The sequence below is a fragment of the Streptomyces dengpaensis genome (assembly GCF_002946835.1).
Taxonomy (GTDB): Bacteria; Actinomycetota; Actinomycetes; order Streptomycetales; family Streptomycetaceae; genus Streptomyces; species Streptomyces dengpaensis.
The window spans coordinates 4,498,935-4,512,290 of record NZ_CP026652.1 but is presented as its reverse complement, the minus strand read 5'-3'; the positions used below and the strand labels follow the sequence as shown (position 1 = coordinate 4,512,290).

General features: G+C 69.2%; 12 protein-coding genes, 1 tRNA gene and 3 pseudogenes. 4 read left to right on the top strand and 12 right to left on the bottom strand.

Annotated elements, in window-relative coordinates; all coding sequences use genetic code 11:
• The first annotated feature begins 217 nt into the window (after positions 1-217).
• The 4 genes from C4B68_RS20840 (at position 218) to C4B68_RS20825 (ending at position 4,681) form a co-directional block, all read left to right on the top strand.
• Entirely contained in the window at positions 218-727 is a 510-nt protein-coding gene (locus C4B68_RS20840; RefSeq protein WP_099505406.1) for a MarR family winged helix-turn-helix transcriptional regulator, read from the top strand.
• A 93-nt stretch (positions 728-820) separates the two neighbouring features.
• Entirely contained in the window at positions 821-3,244 is a 2,424-nt protein-coding gene (locus tag C4B68_RS20835) for an MFS transporter (RefSeq protein ID WP_476715113.1), read from the top strand.
• Positions 3,245-3,339: 95 nt separating this feature from the next.
• On the top strand, positions 3,340-4,161 hold the full coding sequence (locus C4B68_RS20830) for a YceI family protein (protein WP_099505408.1): 822 nt from the start codon (positions 3,340-3,342) through the stop codon (positions 4,159-4,161).
• A gap of 49 nt (positions 4,162-4,210) precedes the next feature.
• Positions 4,211-4,681 (top strand): PPOX class F420-dependent oxidoreductase, encoded by a 471-nt coding sequence (locus C4B68_RS20825; RefSeq protein ID WP_099505409.1) that lies wholly within the window; start codon positions 4,211-4,213, stop codon positions 4,679-4,681.
• Positions 4,682-5,018: 337 nt separating this feature from the next.
• Here C4B68_RS20825 and C4B68_RS20820 read toward each other — a convergent pair whose 3' ends face one another.
• From C4B68_RS20820 to C4B68_RS20765, 12 genes and pseudogenes are all read right to left on the bottom strand, one after another.
• On the bottom strand, positions 5,019-5,792 hold the full coding sequence (locus C4B68_RS20820; RefSeq protein ID WP_099505410.1) for a TetR/AcrR family transcriptional regulator: 774 nt from the start codon (positions 5,790-5,792) through the stop codon (positions 5,019-5,021).
• A gap of 144 nt (positions 5,793-5,936) precedes the next feature.
• Positions 5,937-6,113, bottom strand: a pseudogene (locus C4B68_RS20815) (MFS transporter); the annotation flags it as partial.
• Positions 6,114-6,134: 21 nt separating this feature from the next.
• A protein-coding gene (locus C4B68_RS44780; RefSeq protein ID WP_420824024.1) for an IS630 family transposase occupies positions 6,135-7,210 on the bottom strand; the annotation gives its coding sequence in 2 pieces (ribosomal slippage) (positions 6,135-6,721 and positions 6,721-7,210; 1,077 coding nt in all).
• 199 nt (positions 7,211-7,409) lie between these two features.
• A pseudogene (locus C4B68_RS20800) lies at positions 7,410-8,264 on the bottom strand (mannosyltransferase YkcB-related protein); the annotation flags it as partial.
• A 16-nt stretch (positions 8,265-8,280) separates the two neighbouring features.
• Positions 8,281-8,511: pseudogene (locus C4B68_RS44775) on the bottom strand (two-component sensor histidine kinase); the annotation flags it as partial.
• A gap of 49 nt (positions 8,512-8,560) precedes the next feature.
• Positions 8,561-9,301: a response regulator transcription factor gene (locus C4B68_RS20790; RefSeq protein ID WP_167459127.1), complete on the bottom strand. Its 741-nt coding sequence runs from the start codon at positions 9,299-9,301 to the stop codon at positions 8,561-8,563.
• 114 nt (positions 9,302-9,415) lie between these two features.
• Positions 9,416-10,447 (bottom strand): amidohydrolase family protein, encoded by a 1,032-nt coding sequence (locus tag C4B68_RS20785; RefSeq protein ID WP_373682293.1) that lies wholly within the window; start codon positions 10,445-10,447, stop codon positions 9,416-9,418.
• 40 nt (positions 10,448-10,487) lie between these two features.
• A complete protein-coding gene (locus tag C4B68_RS20780) occupies positions 10,488-10,838 on the bottom strand; it encodes an antibiotic biosynthesis monooxygenase family protein (protein WP_099506754.1) in 351 nt (116 codons plus the stop codon).
• A gap of 144 nt (positions 10,839-10,982) precedes the next feature.
• Complete coding sequence (locus C4B68_RS20775) at positions 10,983-11,852, bottom strand: DUF2797 domain-containing protein (RefSeq protein WP_099506747.1); 870 nt, start codon at positions 11,850-11,852, stop codon at positions 10,983-10,985.
• A 186-nt stretch (positions 11,853-12,038) separates the two neighbouring features.
• Positions 12,039-12,146 (bottom strand): hypothetical protein, encoded by a 108-nt coding sequence (locus C4B68_RS45005; RefSeq protein WP_476715118.1) that lies wholly within the window; start codon positions 12,144-12,146, stop codon positions 12,039-12,041.
• Between the two features lie 205 nt (positions 12,147-12,351).
• Positions 12,352-12,828, bottom strand: coding sequence for a BRO-N domain-containing protein (locus tag C4B68_RS43400; protein WP_240634725.1), 477 nt, complete (start codon positions 12,826-12,828; stop codon positions 12,352-12,354).
• 176 nt (positions 12,829-13,004) lie between these two features.
• A tRNA-Arg gene (locus tag C4B68_RS20765) sits at positions 13,005-13,077 on the bottom strand.
• Between the last annotated feature and the right edge of the window lie 279 nt (positions 13,078-13,356).

Below are 13,356 nucleotides of genomic sequence, written 5' to 3'. Positions count from 1 at the left end.
ACTGGGAGCTCTGCCCCCGGACCCCCGTATCGGCCTGCGGCCTCGTCCTCAAACGCCGGACGGGCTGACAGGCCTCCCCGACCTGCAAGTTTACGTATGCCAATGCTTGCCTTTGCCAAGGTTTTAGGCGCCGATGGCGATTTCATTTGCCTGCAGCAACTAACGTCTTTATCGTTGCCCTAAGCAACGATTGAGCGCTGAGGGCAGGAGAGGTGCGATGGCCGAGCAGGCGCAGTACGAGGAGTTGGCTGGCCAGCTCAGTGCCATCGGCGCCGTCAAGAGGGAGATGGGGCGGATCCTGCCGCCCGACTGCCCCGCGGGCTCCGCCGCCGTGCTGGCGCTGCTCAGCCGGCACGGCGAGATGCGGATGGGCAGGCTCGCGGAGCTGCTCTCCGTGGACATGTCCGTGACCAGCCGCCATGTCACGCACGTCGCGGACCGGGGCTTGATCGAACGCTCCCCCGACCCCGCCGACAAGCGCTCACGCATCCTGCGCCTCACCGCCGCGGGTCAGGAGCAGCTCGACGAGCTCTCCCGGCGCTCGTCGCGCCTCCTCGCCGACCGGCTGAGTGACTGGTCCGACCACGAGGTCGGGCTGCTCATCGACCTCATGAGCCGACTGCGCGAGAGCTTCGGCGACTGCCGCACCCCGCAGCGACACCCCCACGCGACCGCCACAGACGCCGGCGCAGACGTAACAGAACTGACCACCCGTACACCCGCATAAGCACGTAAGAAAAGGAAGCCCATGGCAACGACCACACCAACCGGTGTGCGGGGCGCTCATGCCAAGCACGGAGGCGCAGCCGACGGCGCTCCGATGACGCATCAGCAAATCATGAGGGCGCTTTCCGGGCTGCTGCTCGGCATGTTCGTCGCGATCCTGTCGTCGACGATCGTCTCCAACGCGCTCCCCGAGATCATCAACGACCTGGGCGGCGGCCAGTCCGCCTACACCTGGGTCGTCAGCGCCGCGCTGCTCGCCATGACCGCGACGACGCCCCTGTGGGGCAAGCTCGCCGACCTGTACAACAAGAAGGCGCTCGTCCAGATATCGCTCGTCATCTTTGTGCTGGGATCGGCGGCGGCCGGGCTCTCCCAGAACCCCGGCATGCTGATCGCCTGCCGCGTGGTCCAGGGCATCGGCGTGGGCGGTCTGTCCGCCCTCGCGCAGATCGTGATGGCCGCGATGATCTCCCCGCGTGAGCGCGGGCGTTACTCCGGCTACCTCGGCGCGGTGTTCGCCGTCGCAACCGTCGGCGGTCCGCTGCTCGGCGGTGTCATCACCGACACGGACTATCTCGGCTGGCGCTGGTGCTTCTACGTCGGTGTGCCGTTCGCGGTCATCGCGCTGATCGTGCTGCAGAGGACCCTGCACCTGCCCGTCGTGAAGCGGGACGTGAAGGTCGACTGGTCCGGCGCGTTCTTCATCTCCGCCGCGGTCTCGCTGCTGCTGCTCTGGGTCACCTTCGCCGGTGACAAGTACGAGTGGATGTCGTGGCAGTCGTACGCGATGGTCGGTGGCGCGGTCGTCCTCGGACTGATCTTCGTGCTCGTCGAGTCCAGGGCGAGCGAGCCGATCATCCCGCTGCGGCTGTTCCGCAACCGCACCATCACGCTCTCCTCCCTCGCCTCGCTCTTCGTGGGTGTCGCGATGTTCGCCGGCACGGTGTTCTTCAGCCAGTACTTTCAGCTGGCCCGCGACAAGTCCCCGACGATGTCGGGCGTCATGACCATCCCGATGATCGGCGGCCTGTTCGTCTCCTCCACGGTCTCCGGCCAGATCATCACCAAGACCGGCAAGTGGAAGTCCTGGCTGGTCCTGGGCGGCGTCCTGGTCACCGCGGGCCTGGGCCTGCTCGGCACCATCCGCTACGACACGGTCTACTGGCACGTCGCGGTCTTCATGGCGCTGCTGGGCCTCGGCATCGGCATGATGATGCAGAACCTCGTCCTGTCCACGCAGAACCAGGTGGCACCGTCCGACCTCGGCGCGGCCAGCTCCACGGTGACGTTCTTCCGTTCCCTCGGCGGTGCGATCGGCGTCTCCGCGCTCGGCGCGGTCATGGCCACCCGGATCACCGACTACGTCAATGACGGCCTGGCCGACCTCGGCCCCAAGTACGCCTCCACGGGGTCGGGTTCCAGCTCCGGCAGCATCCCGGACATGGACAAGCTGCCCGCCCCGCTGCGCACCGTCATGGAGAGCGCGTACGGCCACGGCATCGCGGACGTCTTCCTGATCGCCGCGGGCGTAGCGCTGCTGGCCTTCTTCGTCGTGCTGTTCATCAAGGAGGTCCCGCTGCGGACCTCGGGCGCGATGGCCCAGTCCTCGGAGGAACCGGCTCCCGTCGCCGGAGCCCCCACCGCCGAGCCGGTCGAGGAGAAGGTCCCGAGCTGGGCCGTCACGGACCAGGCCACGGACGGAACCGACAAGCTCGCAGCCACCGCCACGAAGGAGACGGTCTCCGTGCCCGCATCCCACGGCATCCCCGTACGCGGTTATGTCCGCGGCGCCGAGAGCGCACCTGTCCCGCAGGCCGCCGTCACCCTCATCTCCCTCGCGGGACGGCAGCTGGGCCGGTCGGTCGCCCATACCGACGGCGCGTACGCCATCGATGCCCCCGGCGTGGGCTCCTACGTCCTGATCGCCTCCGCCGACGGCTTCCAGCCGCAGGCCTCGACGATCGTCGTGAACGACGAGCCGGTCACGTACGACATCCTGCTGAGCGGCACGAGCGGGCTGAGCGGTGTCGTCCGGGCCGCCGGGGCCGGCACCCCGGTCAAGGACGCCCTGGTCATCGTGACCGACGTACGCGGTGATGTGCTGGCCACCGGAACCACGGGCGAGCAGGGCGAGTTCATCTTCGCCGAGCTGGTCCCCGGCTCCGTGACCATCGCGGTGAACGCGGCGGGCCACCGCCCGCAGGCCCTCCCCGTCGAGATCGGCGGCGCCGGGGTCACCCGGGTCGAGGTCGAACTCAGCGCGGGCGCACAGGTCCAGGGCACCGTACGGGCGCCGGGCGGCCCGCTGGCCGACGCCCGCGTGACGCTGGTCGACACGGCCGGCAACGTGGTCGGCACGGCCAGGACCGGTATGGACGGTGCGTACGCCTTCACCGACCTGGGCAGCGGCGAGTACACCGTCATCGCGACGGGATACCCCCCGGTCGCGACGGCCCTGACCGTCACCGCCAGTGGCGTCGACGGCCACGACATCGAACTCGCCCACCCCGGCGAGTAGGTGAGACCCCGGCCCGTGGGGACGCGCGCTCTGAGCGGAGGTGCGCGCCCACGGGCCGGTTTCATTTTTTGCTGCATCGCAAGGAGCTACTGCACATGGGACTGACCGCGAAGATCCGTACGCGGGACGGATGGGCCGTGTCGCACGCGGTCGTCACGGTGACCGACATGACCGGCACTCAGATCGTGCGCGCCGAGGCGGACACCGACGGAGCCGTCCACGACATCACCCCCCTCGCCCCCGGTGCGTACACGGTGATCGTCACCGCGCTCGGCTACGCGCCCGCCGCGGCCGGCGCGATCGTCACCGCCGCGGGCCGGGCCGAGGTCGGCACCGTCACCCTGGCACGGCGGGGCGGCGCGGATCTGCCGCCGCCCGGCCCCTGGACGGCCGACCCGGTCCACTCCTCCATCGCCGCCACCGCCCAGCACCTGGGAATCTCCAGCGTGCGAGGCCGCTTCGCCGACTTCTCGTCCACCATCGAGATCGCCCCGGACGACGTGACCAAGTCCCGCGTCGAGGCGACGATCTCCGCCGCCTCCATCGACAGCGGCAACGCCATGCGCGACGGACACCTGCGGTCCCCGGACTTCCTGGACGTGGAGACGTACCCCTGGATCACCTACCGCTCGACGGGCCTGACCCCCGCCGGCTCCGACCGCTGGACGGTCCACGGTGAACTGACCATGCGCGGCGTCGTACGCCCCGTCGACCTGGACCTCGCCTACCTCGGCACCGGCGCCGACCCGTGGGGCGGCACCCGCGCCGCGTTCCGGGCGACCGCGGAACTCCACCGCGAGGACTTCGCGATGTCGTACAACCAGGTCCTCCAGGCGGGCATCTCGGCCGTCGGCACCACCCTCAAGGTGGAGCTGGACATCCAGGCGGTGCAGGGCGAAAAACTTCCGCAGGCATAGGCACGACAGGGTCACCCTGAAGGACCCCTCGACGACCTAGGCTGCCTCCATGGCACCGAACATCGCGACGAACACCTCGGTCTCCCTGGACGAACTGCTCGACTTCGTACGCCCTCGGCACCGCGCCATCCTCCTCACCCGCCGCGCCGACGGCTCCCCCCAGGGGTCGCCCCTGACCTGCGGAGTCGACGACTCGGGGCGCATCGTCGTCTCGACCTACCCCGAGCGCGCCAAGACGCGTAACGCCAAGCGGGACGAGCGCGTCAGCCTCATCGTCCTGAGCGACGAATGGAACGGGCCCTGGGTGCAGATCGACGGTACGGCCGAGGTGATCGACTCCCCGGACTCCGTGGAGCCCCTCGTCGAGTACTACCGGAACATCGCGGGGGAGCACCCCGACTGGGCCGAGTACCGCGAGGCCATGCGCAAACAGGGCAAGTCGATCATCCGCGTCACCCCTGTCCGGTGGGGCCCGGTAGCAACCGGCGGCTTCCCCGCCCGCCTGTCCCCCCAGCCCTAACGTTTTTCGCCCCCGCCGCCCCTACCCATTCCCCTACCTGGGGGCTGCCGCCCCCAGACCCCCACATCGGCCTGAACGGCCTCGTCCTCAAACGCCGGACGGGCTAAAAGATCTCCAGCGCCGGACGGGCTAGAGGGTGCACCCGCAGTCGCCAGCGCACGTGAGGGGCCGTGCCGTGCCGGTACATCACATGCCCGCCGCTGACGTCCGGATCGGGAAACGTCTCCCCATAGGGCAACGTCTGATTCAGCGGCGACGGGCGGATGTACCGGCACGGCACGGCCCCGACCCACCCACCGGCGCATAGCGAACCGGCGGCAGGCGAACCCGGTGGCAGCTACCCGCGCTCCACCATCGCCTCGATCCCCGCAATCAACATCTCCAGCGCAAACCCGAAGTCCCGCTCCCGCATCTCCTCCACGGTGTCCCCACCCCGCGCCGCCATCAATTCCGCCGCACCCGCGAAGTTCGCCCCGAACTCCGGCTGTTCGCCGATCGCGCTCATGGCCTGCCGGAAGTACTCGTCCTGCGACATCCCCGCCGAAGCGCACCGCTGCACAAAGTGCCCCTCGATCGTCCCGAACCCGTACACGAACTGGAAGACGGCCGACAGCGCCCCCATCTGCCCGTGCGGCGGCAACCCCGTGTTCCGTACCACCTGCTGCACACACAGCGAGAACGCCATGGAATGCGGCCCGATGTTCAGAAAGGTCCCGCTGAGCGGCGACACCCATGGGTGGCGCACCAACAGCGCCCGGTACCCCGCGGCCAGCGCCCGCAGCTGATCCCGCCAGTCCTCCCCCGACGACGGATCCGGCAGCTCCAGCTCCCCGAACACCGCGTCCAGGGCGAGTTCGAGCAGATCGTCTTTGGTGTCGACGTACCAGTACACGGACATCGCGGTGACGTTCAGCTCCCCGGCCAGCCGGCGCATGGAGAACTTCGCCAGCCCCTCCGCGTCCAGCAGCCGCACCGTGACCTCGGTGATCCGGTCCCGGTCGAGCCCCGACGGCTGCCCGCCACCACGCGCCGCACCGCCCCGGGGGGCCTTGCCCTCCAGCCAGACACTGGTCCGCCCCGGACGCTTGGCCCGGTCGGCTGCCCTCACCATGGCGCACCTTCCTCGGAACTCGGAGCTCGGAACTTGGAGCTCGGAACTCGGAACTTGGAGCTCGGAACTCGGAACTCCGTGCTCGACCCACGGGGCAGGGCCGGAATTCCCCGGTCCGCCCCCCTTGATGATGCTAAGCGGGTACTACGCGGACACCGCCATCGCGGAGTCTGCCCTCTCCGCCCGCCGCAGCAACGCGGCCGCGAGGAGCCCGCCGAGGAGCACGGCGACCGCACCCACCAACTGACTGGTCTCCAGGCCGGACGAGAACGCGTCGGTGATCCGCCCCCGCTCCTCGTCCGATCCCGCCAAAGCAACTGAGGTTTTCGCTTCGGGGTGACGTCATGGCGGTGTCCAGGTGAGGCCGGTTTCGGCGATGAAGCCGTCGAGGAGGTCGGGCCGGTACTGCATCTTCTTCAGCCGGGTGCGGGTGAGGTCGGCGAGGGCGTCGACGGTGCATGCCGCAAGGTTGCCCAGGTCGTTCTTCAGGTTCGCCCACACGCCTTCGGCCGGGTTGAGGTCCGGGGCGTAGGCCGGCAGACGGAAGACGGTCAGCCACCGCTTGCGGGCGGCCAGTAACTCGCGCATCAGCGCATCCTTGTGCTGGGTGGAGTTGTCCCAGACCAGCACGATCTTCCCGCCGAGTTGCTGGTGGGCGGCCTCCAGCAGCTCGGCGAAGTCCTGCTCCTTGAAGCCGTTCTTCTCACCGCGCCGACCGGGGTGGTGGGCGAGCATCCGGTAGATCAGGCGGGTCCGCTCACCCGGCTTCGCGCAGACCATCCCGGCCACCGAGACCCTGCCCGATCCCTTCCCCGACACCCTGACCTGCGGCGGCACTCCGATACGGGACCAGGTGCGGGCCTTGGGCGGCCGTAGAGCCTGCCCCGACTCGTCCTCGAACACCAGCCACGCGTCCTGCTCCCTCACCTTCTTTCCACGCGCGCCCATGTCTCCTCCCGCCACACCCGCACCTGCTCCTCGTCCCGCTCGGCGGCCCGGTGCACCGGAACCTGCACCGAGAAGCCCATCTGCCGCAGGATCCGGGACAGTTGCGGCTGGCTGAAGCGCACGTGGAAGCGCCGGGCAACCAGCACCGAGATCCTCGCCAGCGTCCACCGCTGGTCTTCCCTCCAGCCGTGTACGGCCGGGCCCTGCTCCAGCGCACGCGCCAGCCAAGCCCGCCAGCCCGGCTGCATCCGCGACGCGACCCCCGAGGGGCCCTTGGAGCGCAGGGCGTCCCTACCGCCCTGACGCCAGGCGGCGTGCCAGGCATAAGCCGACTTCCGCGACACCCGTAACACCCGCGCGACCTGCGGCGGCCGCATCCCCGCCGCGAACATCTCGGCGGCCTGGAACCGCACCCGCTCCCGCCGGGCCCGCTCCACCGCGGTCAGGCCACCCCCATCGGGATACCTCATGCCACCGGACTACACCCACCCACCGAACCCGCGTCACCCCGACGCGAAAACCTCAGAAGCGCGGCGGGCAGCGAACTCGCCGCGACCGGAATGAGCGCGGCGAACCGGGAGTTGAGCACGGCACCGAGCACCGCCACCCCCAGCCCGTTGCCGAACTCGGCGAGCGTGCCGTTGATGCCCCCGTTTCGGGTCGAAACCGTCAGCTGCTGCCCGAACCCGTCGGCTGCGTCAGGTCGTAGAACGTCGCCGACCCCACCGTCACCGTCGCGAAGTTGGCCTGCACCCACGAGCTGATCTGCGACGACGTACCGGAGTCGGCACCGCCGCCCATGCCGCCCCCGGAAATGAAGTAGTGGATCTTGCCCTCCTCCACGTACTTCTTGAACTGGGCCAGTGTCGGCGATGGGTCGGTGCCGTTGAAGCCGCCGATCGCCATCACCGGCTTGCCGGTGGCGAGCTGGTAGCTCCCGGAGTTCTGGGCACCGATGGCCGCGGCGGCCCATGTGTAGTCGTCCGCGTTCTTCGACAGCAGCGTCTTGGCCTCGGAGCTGACGGTCGCGCCGTTCAGCAGACCGCCGGCACCGCCGCCTCCGCCCATGCCGCCCTCGCCCGTCCGGCCACCGGGGCCGCCCTGCTGACCGTTCTGGCCCTGGGTGTTGCCCCCCCCGGGACCGCACCCCCGTTGCCACCGGTCGGAGGCTGCCCCATACCGCCACCTTGCTGGGTGTTGCCGTTCCCGTTCTGCTGATTCGGGCCGCCGCCCGGGAAGGCTCCGCCCATGCGGCCACCACCACCGCCACCGGGACCGCCGCCGCCCATCATGCTCGCCCCGGCCGGACCAGCAGTGACGATGGAGCCCGTGTGGCCCTCCCGCAGAGTGCTGATGGTGTACGCCGTCGGACCGGCGACAGCCGCCACCAAACTCACCCCGACTGCCACGAGGGCCAGTTGACGGCCCAGCTTGGCCACGAAGATCAGGCCGAGCGCGCCCACGAGGCCGCCGATCAGGACCAGCCACTTCAGGCCAGGGGAGGTAGTCCGGGGTGCGGTTGAGCCCCCCGTGTGAGCCTCTGCGGCCCCCGCGTGACGAATTCGAGGGGAGGTATGTCCACACCCTTGGGGAGGCGAGCGGGACCGCCGCCGTCCACCGGACCGCCCGACGCGCGCATCGACGTCTCGCGCAGCGAGTTGTCCAGCTGGTCGTACAGGTGCGAGCGCAATGCGATGGTCGTCACCGTGCCGATCACGGCACACACGACCGCGATCAGCGCCACGGATGCGACGACGAGCCGTGTCCGCAGGGTGCGCGGCTGTCGTCCCCGCCTCTTCTGCGTACGCGTCGTCGACGGCTCATGACGCCGCGGGCTTGATCAGATAACCGGCCCCACGCCGGGTGTGGATCATCGGCTCACGCCCCGCGTCGATCTTGCGCCGCAGATACGAGATGTAGAGCTCCACCACATTGGCCCGCCCACCGAAGTCGTACGACCACACACGGTCGAGTATCTGCGCCTTGCTGAGGACCCGGCGGGGGTTACGCATCAGAAAGCGCAGCAGCTCGAACTCGGTCGCGGTGAGGTGGATGTTCTCCCCGGCCCGCGACACCTCGTGGCTGTCCTCGTCCAGGGTGAGGTCGCCGACGACCAGCATGGATTCGGAACGCCGGTCGGCGGCACCGGAGCGCCGGATGAGCCCGCGCAGCCGGGCCACGACCTCTTCGAGGCTGAACGGCTTGGTGACGTAGTCGTCGCCACCGGCGGTGAGCCCGGCGATCCGGTCCTCGACGGCGTCCTTCGCGGTCAGGAACAGCACCGGCACGTCGGGCAGTTCCCGGCGCAGCCGGCCGAGAACCGCCAGCCCGTCCATGTCGGGCAGCATCATGTCGAGAACGACGGCGTCGGGCCGGAACTCGCGCGCGGCCTGCACCGCACCCTGTCCGTCACCCGCGCTGCGGATCTGCCAGCCTTCATAGCGAAGGGCCATGGACAGCAACTCGGTGATCGACAGCTCGTCGTCCACCACCAGCACGCGGGCGGGGCTCCCGTCCGGCCTCAGCAGTTCGGTGCGCCCCTGGGGCGAGGTCGTGGTCATAGCGGACACCTTGTCCGGCACCGCTGAGAGCTTCCTTTCGGGAACCTGTGTTTTCCCTGAGAAACACACAGGAACCGCTCAGGGGACTCCTAGGAAGATCACGACGAGGATGCGCTACCCGATGGAGGGGTGCGCTACCCGATGGGCGGGGGAGGGCAACCCCGGCTGGACGGGGTCACCCCTGGTTGGGCGGGGGTCGATCCCAGAGGGGCGGGGGTCAATCCCGGATGGGCAGGGGCCGATCCCGAACAGCCGGGCGCCGTTCTCGTAGCAGACCGCCCGGAGCCAGTCGTCCCCCATCCCGAGCCGTTCCAGCGCGTGCAGCTGGTGGACGTACGCGTACGGGATGTTCGGGAAGTCGGTACCGAGGAGGACCCGGCCACCAAGATCCGCAAGCCTGCGGAGCGCCTCGCGCGGAAACGGCGCGAGCCCCTCGCTGAAGTCGGTGAACGCCATCGTCGTGTCGAGCCGCACCTCCCCGTACCGCTCGGCGAGGTCCAGGAAGTCCTCGTACTCGGGCATCCCCATGTGCGCGACGACGAGCCGCAGCCGGGGATGCCTGGCGAGCACGCCCGCGACCGGACCGGGCCCGGTGTGCTTGCCCGGCGAGGGCCCGGACCCGCAGTGCATCACGATCGGAACCCCGGCCTCGGCGAGCAACCCCCATACGGCATCGAGGAGCTGGTCCTCCGGGTCGTACGCCCCCACCTGCACATGCGCCTTGAAGACGCGCGCCCCTGAGTCCACCGCGGCCCGCACATAGGTCTCGACGCCCGGCTCGGGGAAGAGGGTCGCCGTGTGCAAACAGTCGGGGGTCCGGCGGGCGAAGTCGACCGCCCACCCATTGAGCCACTGGGCCATGCCCGGCTTGTGCGGGTAGAGCATGGCGGTGAAGGCACACACCCCGAACTCCCGTATCATCGCGAGCCGTTCGTCCTCGTCGGCGCGATAGGTGATCGGCCACTCGACGCGGCCCGTCAGCGGCCCGAGCCCGTCGAAGTAGTCCCACACCTTGCGCAGCACACGCTCGGGCATGAAGTGCGTGTGCACGTCGACGAGCCCGGGGAGTCCGAGCCGCCTCCAGAACTCCTGAACTTCCGCGGCCTCAGCCGACTCCGCAGCCTCCGGGGCCTCAGCCGACTCCAACGACTCAGCCGACACCACCGACTCCACCGACTCCACCGACTCAGCCACGTTCACGCTCGAACCCGTGGCTGCGCTCGACCTTGGCGACATGCAGGGTGTAGCGCTCGTACCACTCGGCGCGGCCGCGTTGCTGCGCCGCGCGGTGCTCCACCTGGGCGCCCCACTCCTTTATCGCGACCTCGTCCCTGAAGTATCCGACGGTGACGGACAGCCCACCCGGCGTACCCGCGTGGTCCATGCCCAGGTAGCCCGGGACGTCCTTGACCAGCTCCTCCATCCGCTCGGCGGTCTCGCCATAGCCGTTGCCCCCCTCCGTCCGTACCGAGGTGAACACGACGGCGTAGTAAGGGGGTTCATGGGCGGCGACAGGTGCAATGAAGTGATCGCTCATGTCCGCCACTCTCGGCCCGCGCGTTCCCACCCGTCCAGCTCCTTGCCGAACGGGATCCATATGGGATCCAAGTCTTGACCGTCCTGGGGTCGGGGTCTTGACCGTCCTGCTCGCGCGGCCCCATCCCCGCCTCGCCCATCCCCCTCAAAAGAGCCCGCCCTGCACATCTCGGCCTCCCAACTCCCTCACTGGCACCGTGAGTCGATCGCCCCCGGCGGCGGTCAGCTCCCACCCGGTCATCAGCCGCGTATCGAGAACAACAACGCCCCTCTCAGTCGCCAGATGCAGATCGGGCCCGGCGGCCGCGACCAGCTCCCCACTCACCACCCCGCCCCCGACGAGCTCGCTCACGACGCCCTCCGCCGCCGGAAGCCCCACGAGCCCGAACACGTCGGTGTGGTCGACCGGTTCGAACGGCGCGCGCCGCAGCGACTCGGGCCAGGCGTCGAGCCGCCCGACCCGCGCGTGCAGCTCCCGGATCTCGGCCACCCGCTCGCCCGGGCTGCCCGGCAACGCCGCCCGCACCGCCCGCTTGTCGGCGTACGGAATCCGATCCGGCACCTTGAGCGCCGCCCGCAACAACTCCTCCGCCCGCCGCGCCGCCATCAACGGTCCCTGCCCCAGCCAGCTGAAGGTGACGGCACCCTGCTCCAGCAACCGCGCGGACCCCCGCTCGACCGCGGTGATCCCCACTTTCACCATGCCGGGTCCGAACCACGCCAGATACACGTGGTACGGCCGCGGATCATCGGCCATGGTGTCGGCGGCCACGGAGTGCGCCCGGTCCAACCGCGCACACTCCTCGCACCGCGCGCCCGTACTACGCCCCGACACCACCGCCCGCACGGGACACGCATGCCCCCGAGCCCCCACACACGTCCGCACACCCCCGTCCACAACCCCAAACACCACCCGCTTCCCCCAGACCAGCGGGCTCCCCCGCCCACCGCCCCACACCAAGACAGGGCCGTCCCCCGACCACCGCAGCCCCGAACATCTCCACGCCTGCCGCACATCAATGACATTAGGGGGTGGCACTGACAATGGGCCTGACCTGCGATGTTGCGTGAAGCGTCTACGGAATAGACGCTTCACGCAACATCCCCGCACCAAGCCAAGAGGTCCGGTACGGTACGGCGAGGCCCGAAGTCGCAACTTGGTTTTGCGACTTCGGGCCTCTCTCACTGCACTCGTACGGCACTACGGCAGCACGTACACCGGCGCCCCCTCAGGCGTGCAGCCCTCTTGCCGCATGCAGCCCCGCTTGAGCAGCATCCGTACGCAGTCGTAGACGCGCGACTGCGCCAGCCCTGTTCGGCTGGCAATCTCCTCCAGTCGGTAACGGGCCCCGGCCCCGCAGCAGCGCCGGGGCCAGGTAGGCCGCCACCGCGTGGATGTCCTCCGTGACGACGAGGTTCTTCTCCCTCCACGCGGCGAGAAGCTCCTGAGGAGTCAGCTTCGGTACGGCAGCGGGTCGCGGGCGGCCAGCCGGGCGAGCCAGAGCGTTGGCGATCTACTGCAGGGCCTCGGCGATCACCATCTGGCTGAGGCTGATCTCCCGCAGCAATTCGCCGCGCTCCTCCTGGAAGGCGAGCAGCATCTCGTCGGCCCGGACGTTCCGCTCTTCGAGCCGCACGATGGCGTCGGCGACCTGCTGAGGCATGACGTACGCCGTGCCGCCACTGGGGGCGGGCTGCACGGGGGCCGGTTCGAGGGAGTACGAGCCATCGCGCGGGACGGTCTCGATGACCTCGGAGACCCACTGCTTGAACGGTGCGCACTCGAGCTTGGTGCATGCGTTGACCAGCTGGACAAGCCCTTGGAGGCTCACCATTTTCATTGACCTTTGTAGCCTGTGACCCGCAAGTTTGCGCAAGGTGTCGCTTCCAGCGACACCTCGTGCAATCTCACCCAGACTCTTCTGCAAGCCGTCTGCAACATGCAGGCGGAGAGCATGACGCGTGTTTGCGTACCCCAGGCTGCTTGCCACGTCCACGGCCGGAAACCAGTGCTCCCCGGTCGGCAACGTAAGCCTCCGCACCCGCGCCCCCCACTGCCCGCACCCGGCAACCACCGACTCCACCAATGCGAAGTCGCCGCTCCAGCCGGCCAGGCTTCCCCCGAAACGCCAGAGGCCCCGGATCTCTCCGGGGCCTCTGCTCAGTGTGCACTCGGCAGGATTCGAACCTGCAACCTTCTGATCCGTAGTCAGATGCTCTATCCGTTAAGCTACGAGTGCTTGTTTTGTTGTGTTTTCGTCTTCGCTTCCCGGGTTTTCGGCCCGCTCGCGGCGACAGGAAGAACATTACATGACTGCCGCCGCCATGTGAAATCCGTTAGCCGCACCCCTTGTGAGCTGGGCAAACGGGCTGCGGCACCCGGTAACGCCGAAGCCCCGGTCCAGGTGGACCGGGGCTTCGGATCTTGGCGCGGAGGCGGAGGGATTTGAACCCTCGATGGGATTGAAGTCCCAAACCGCATTAGCAGTGTGTTGCCCCTCGTATGAGGACGACGCGCC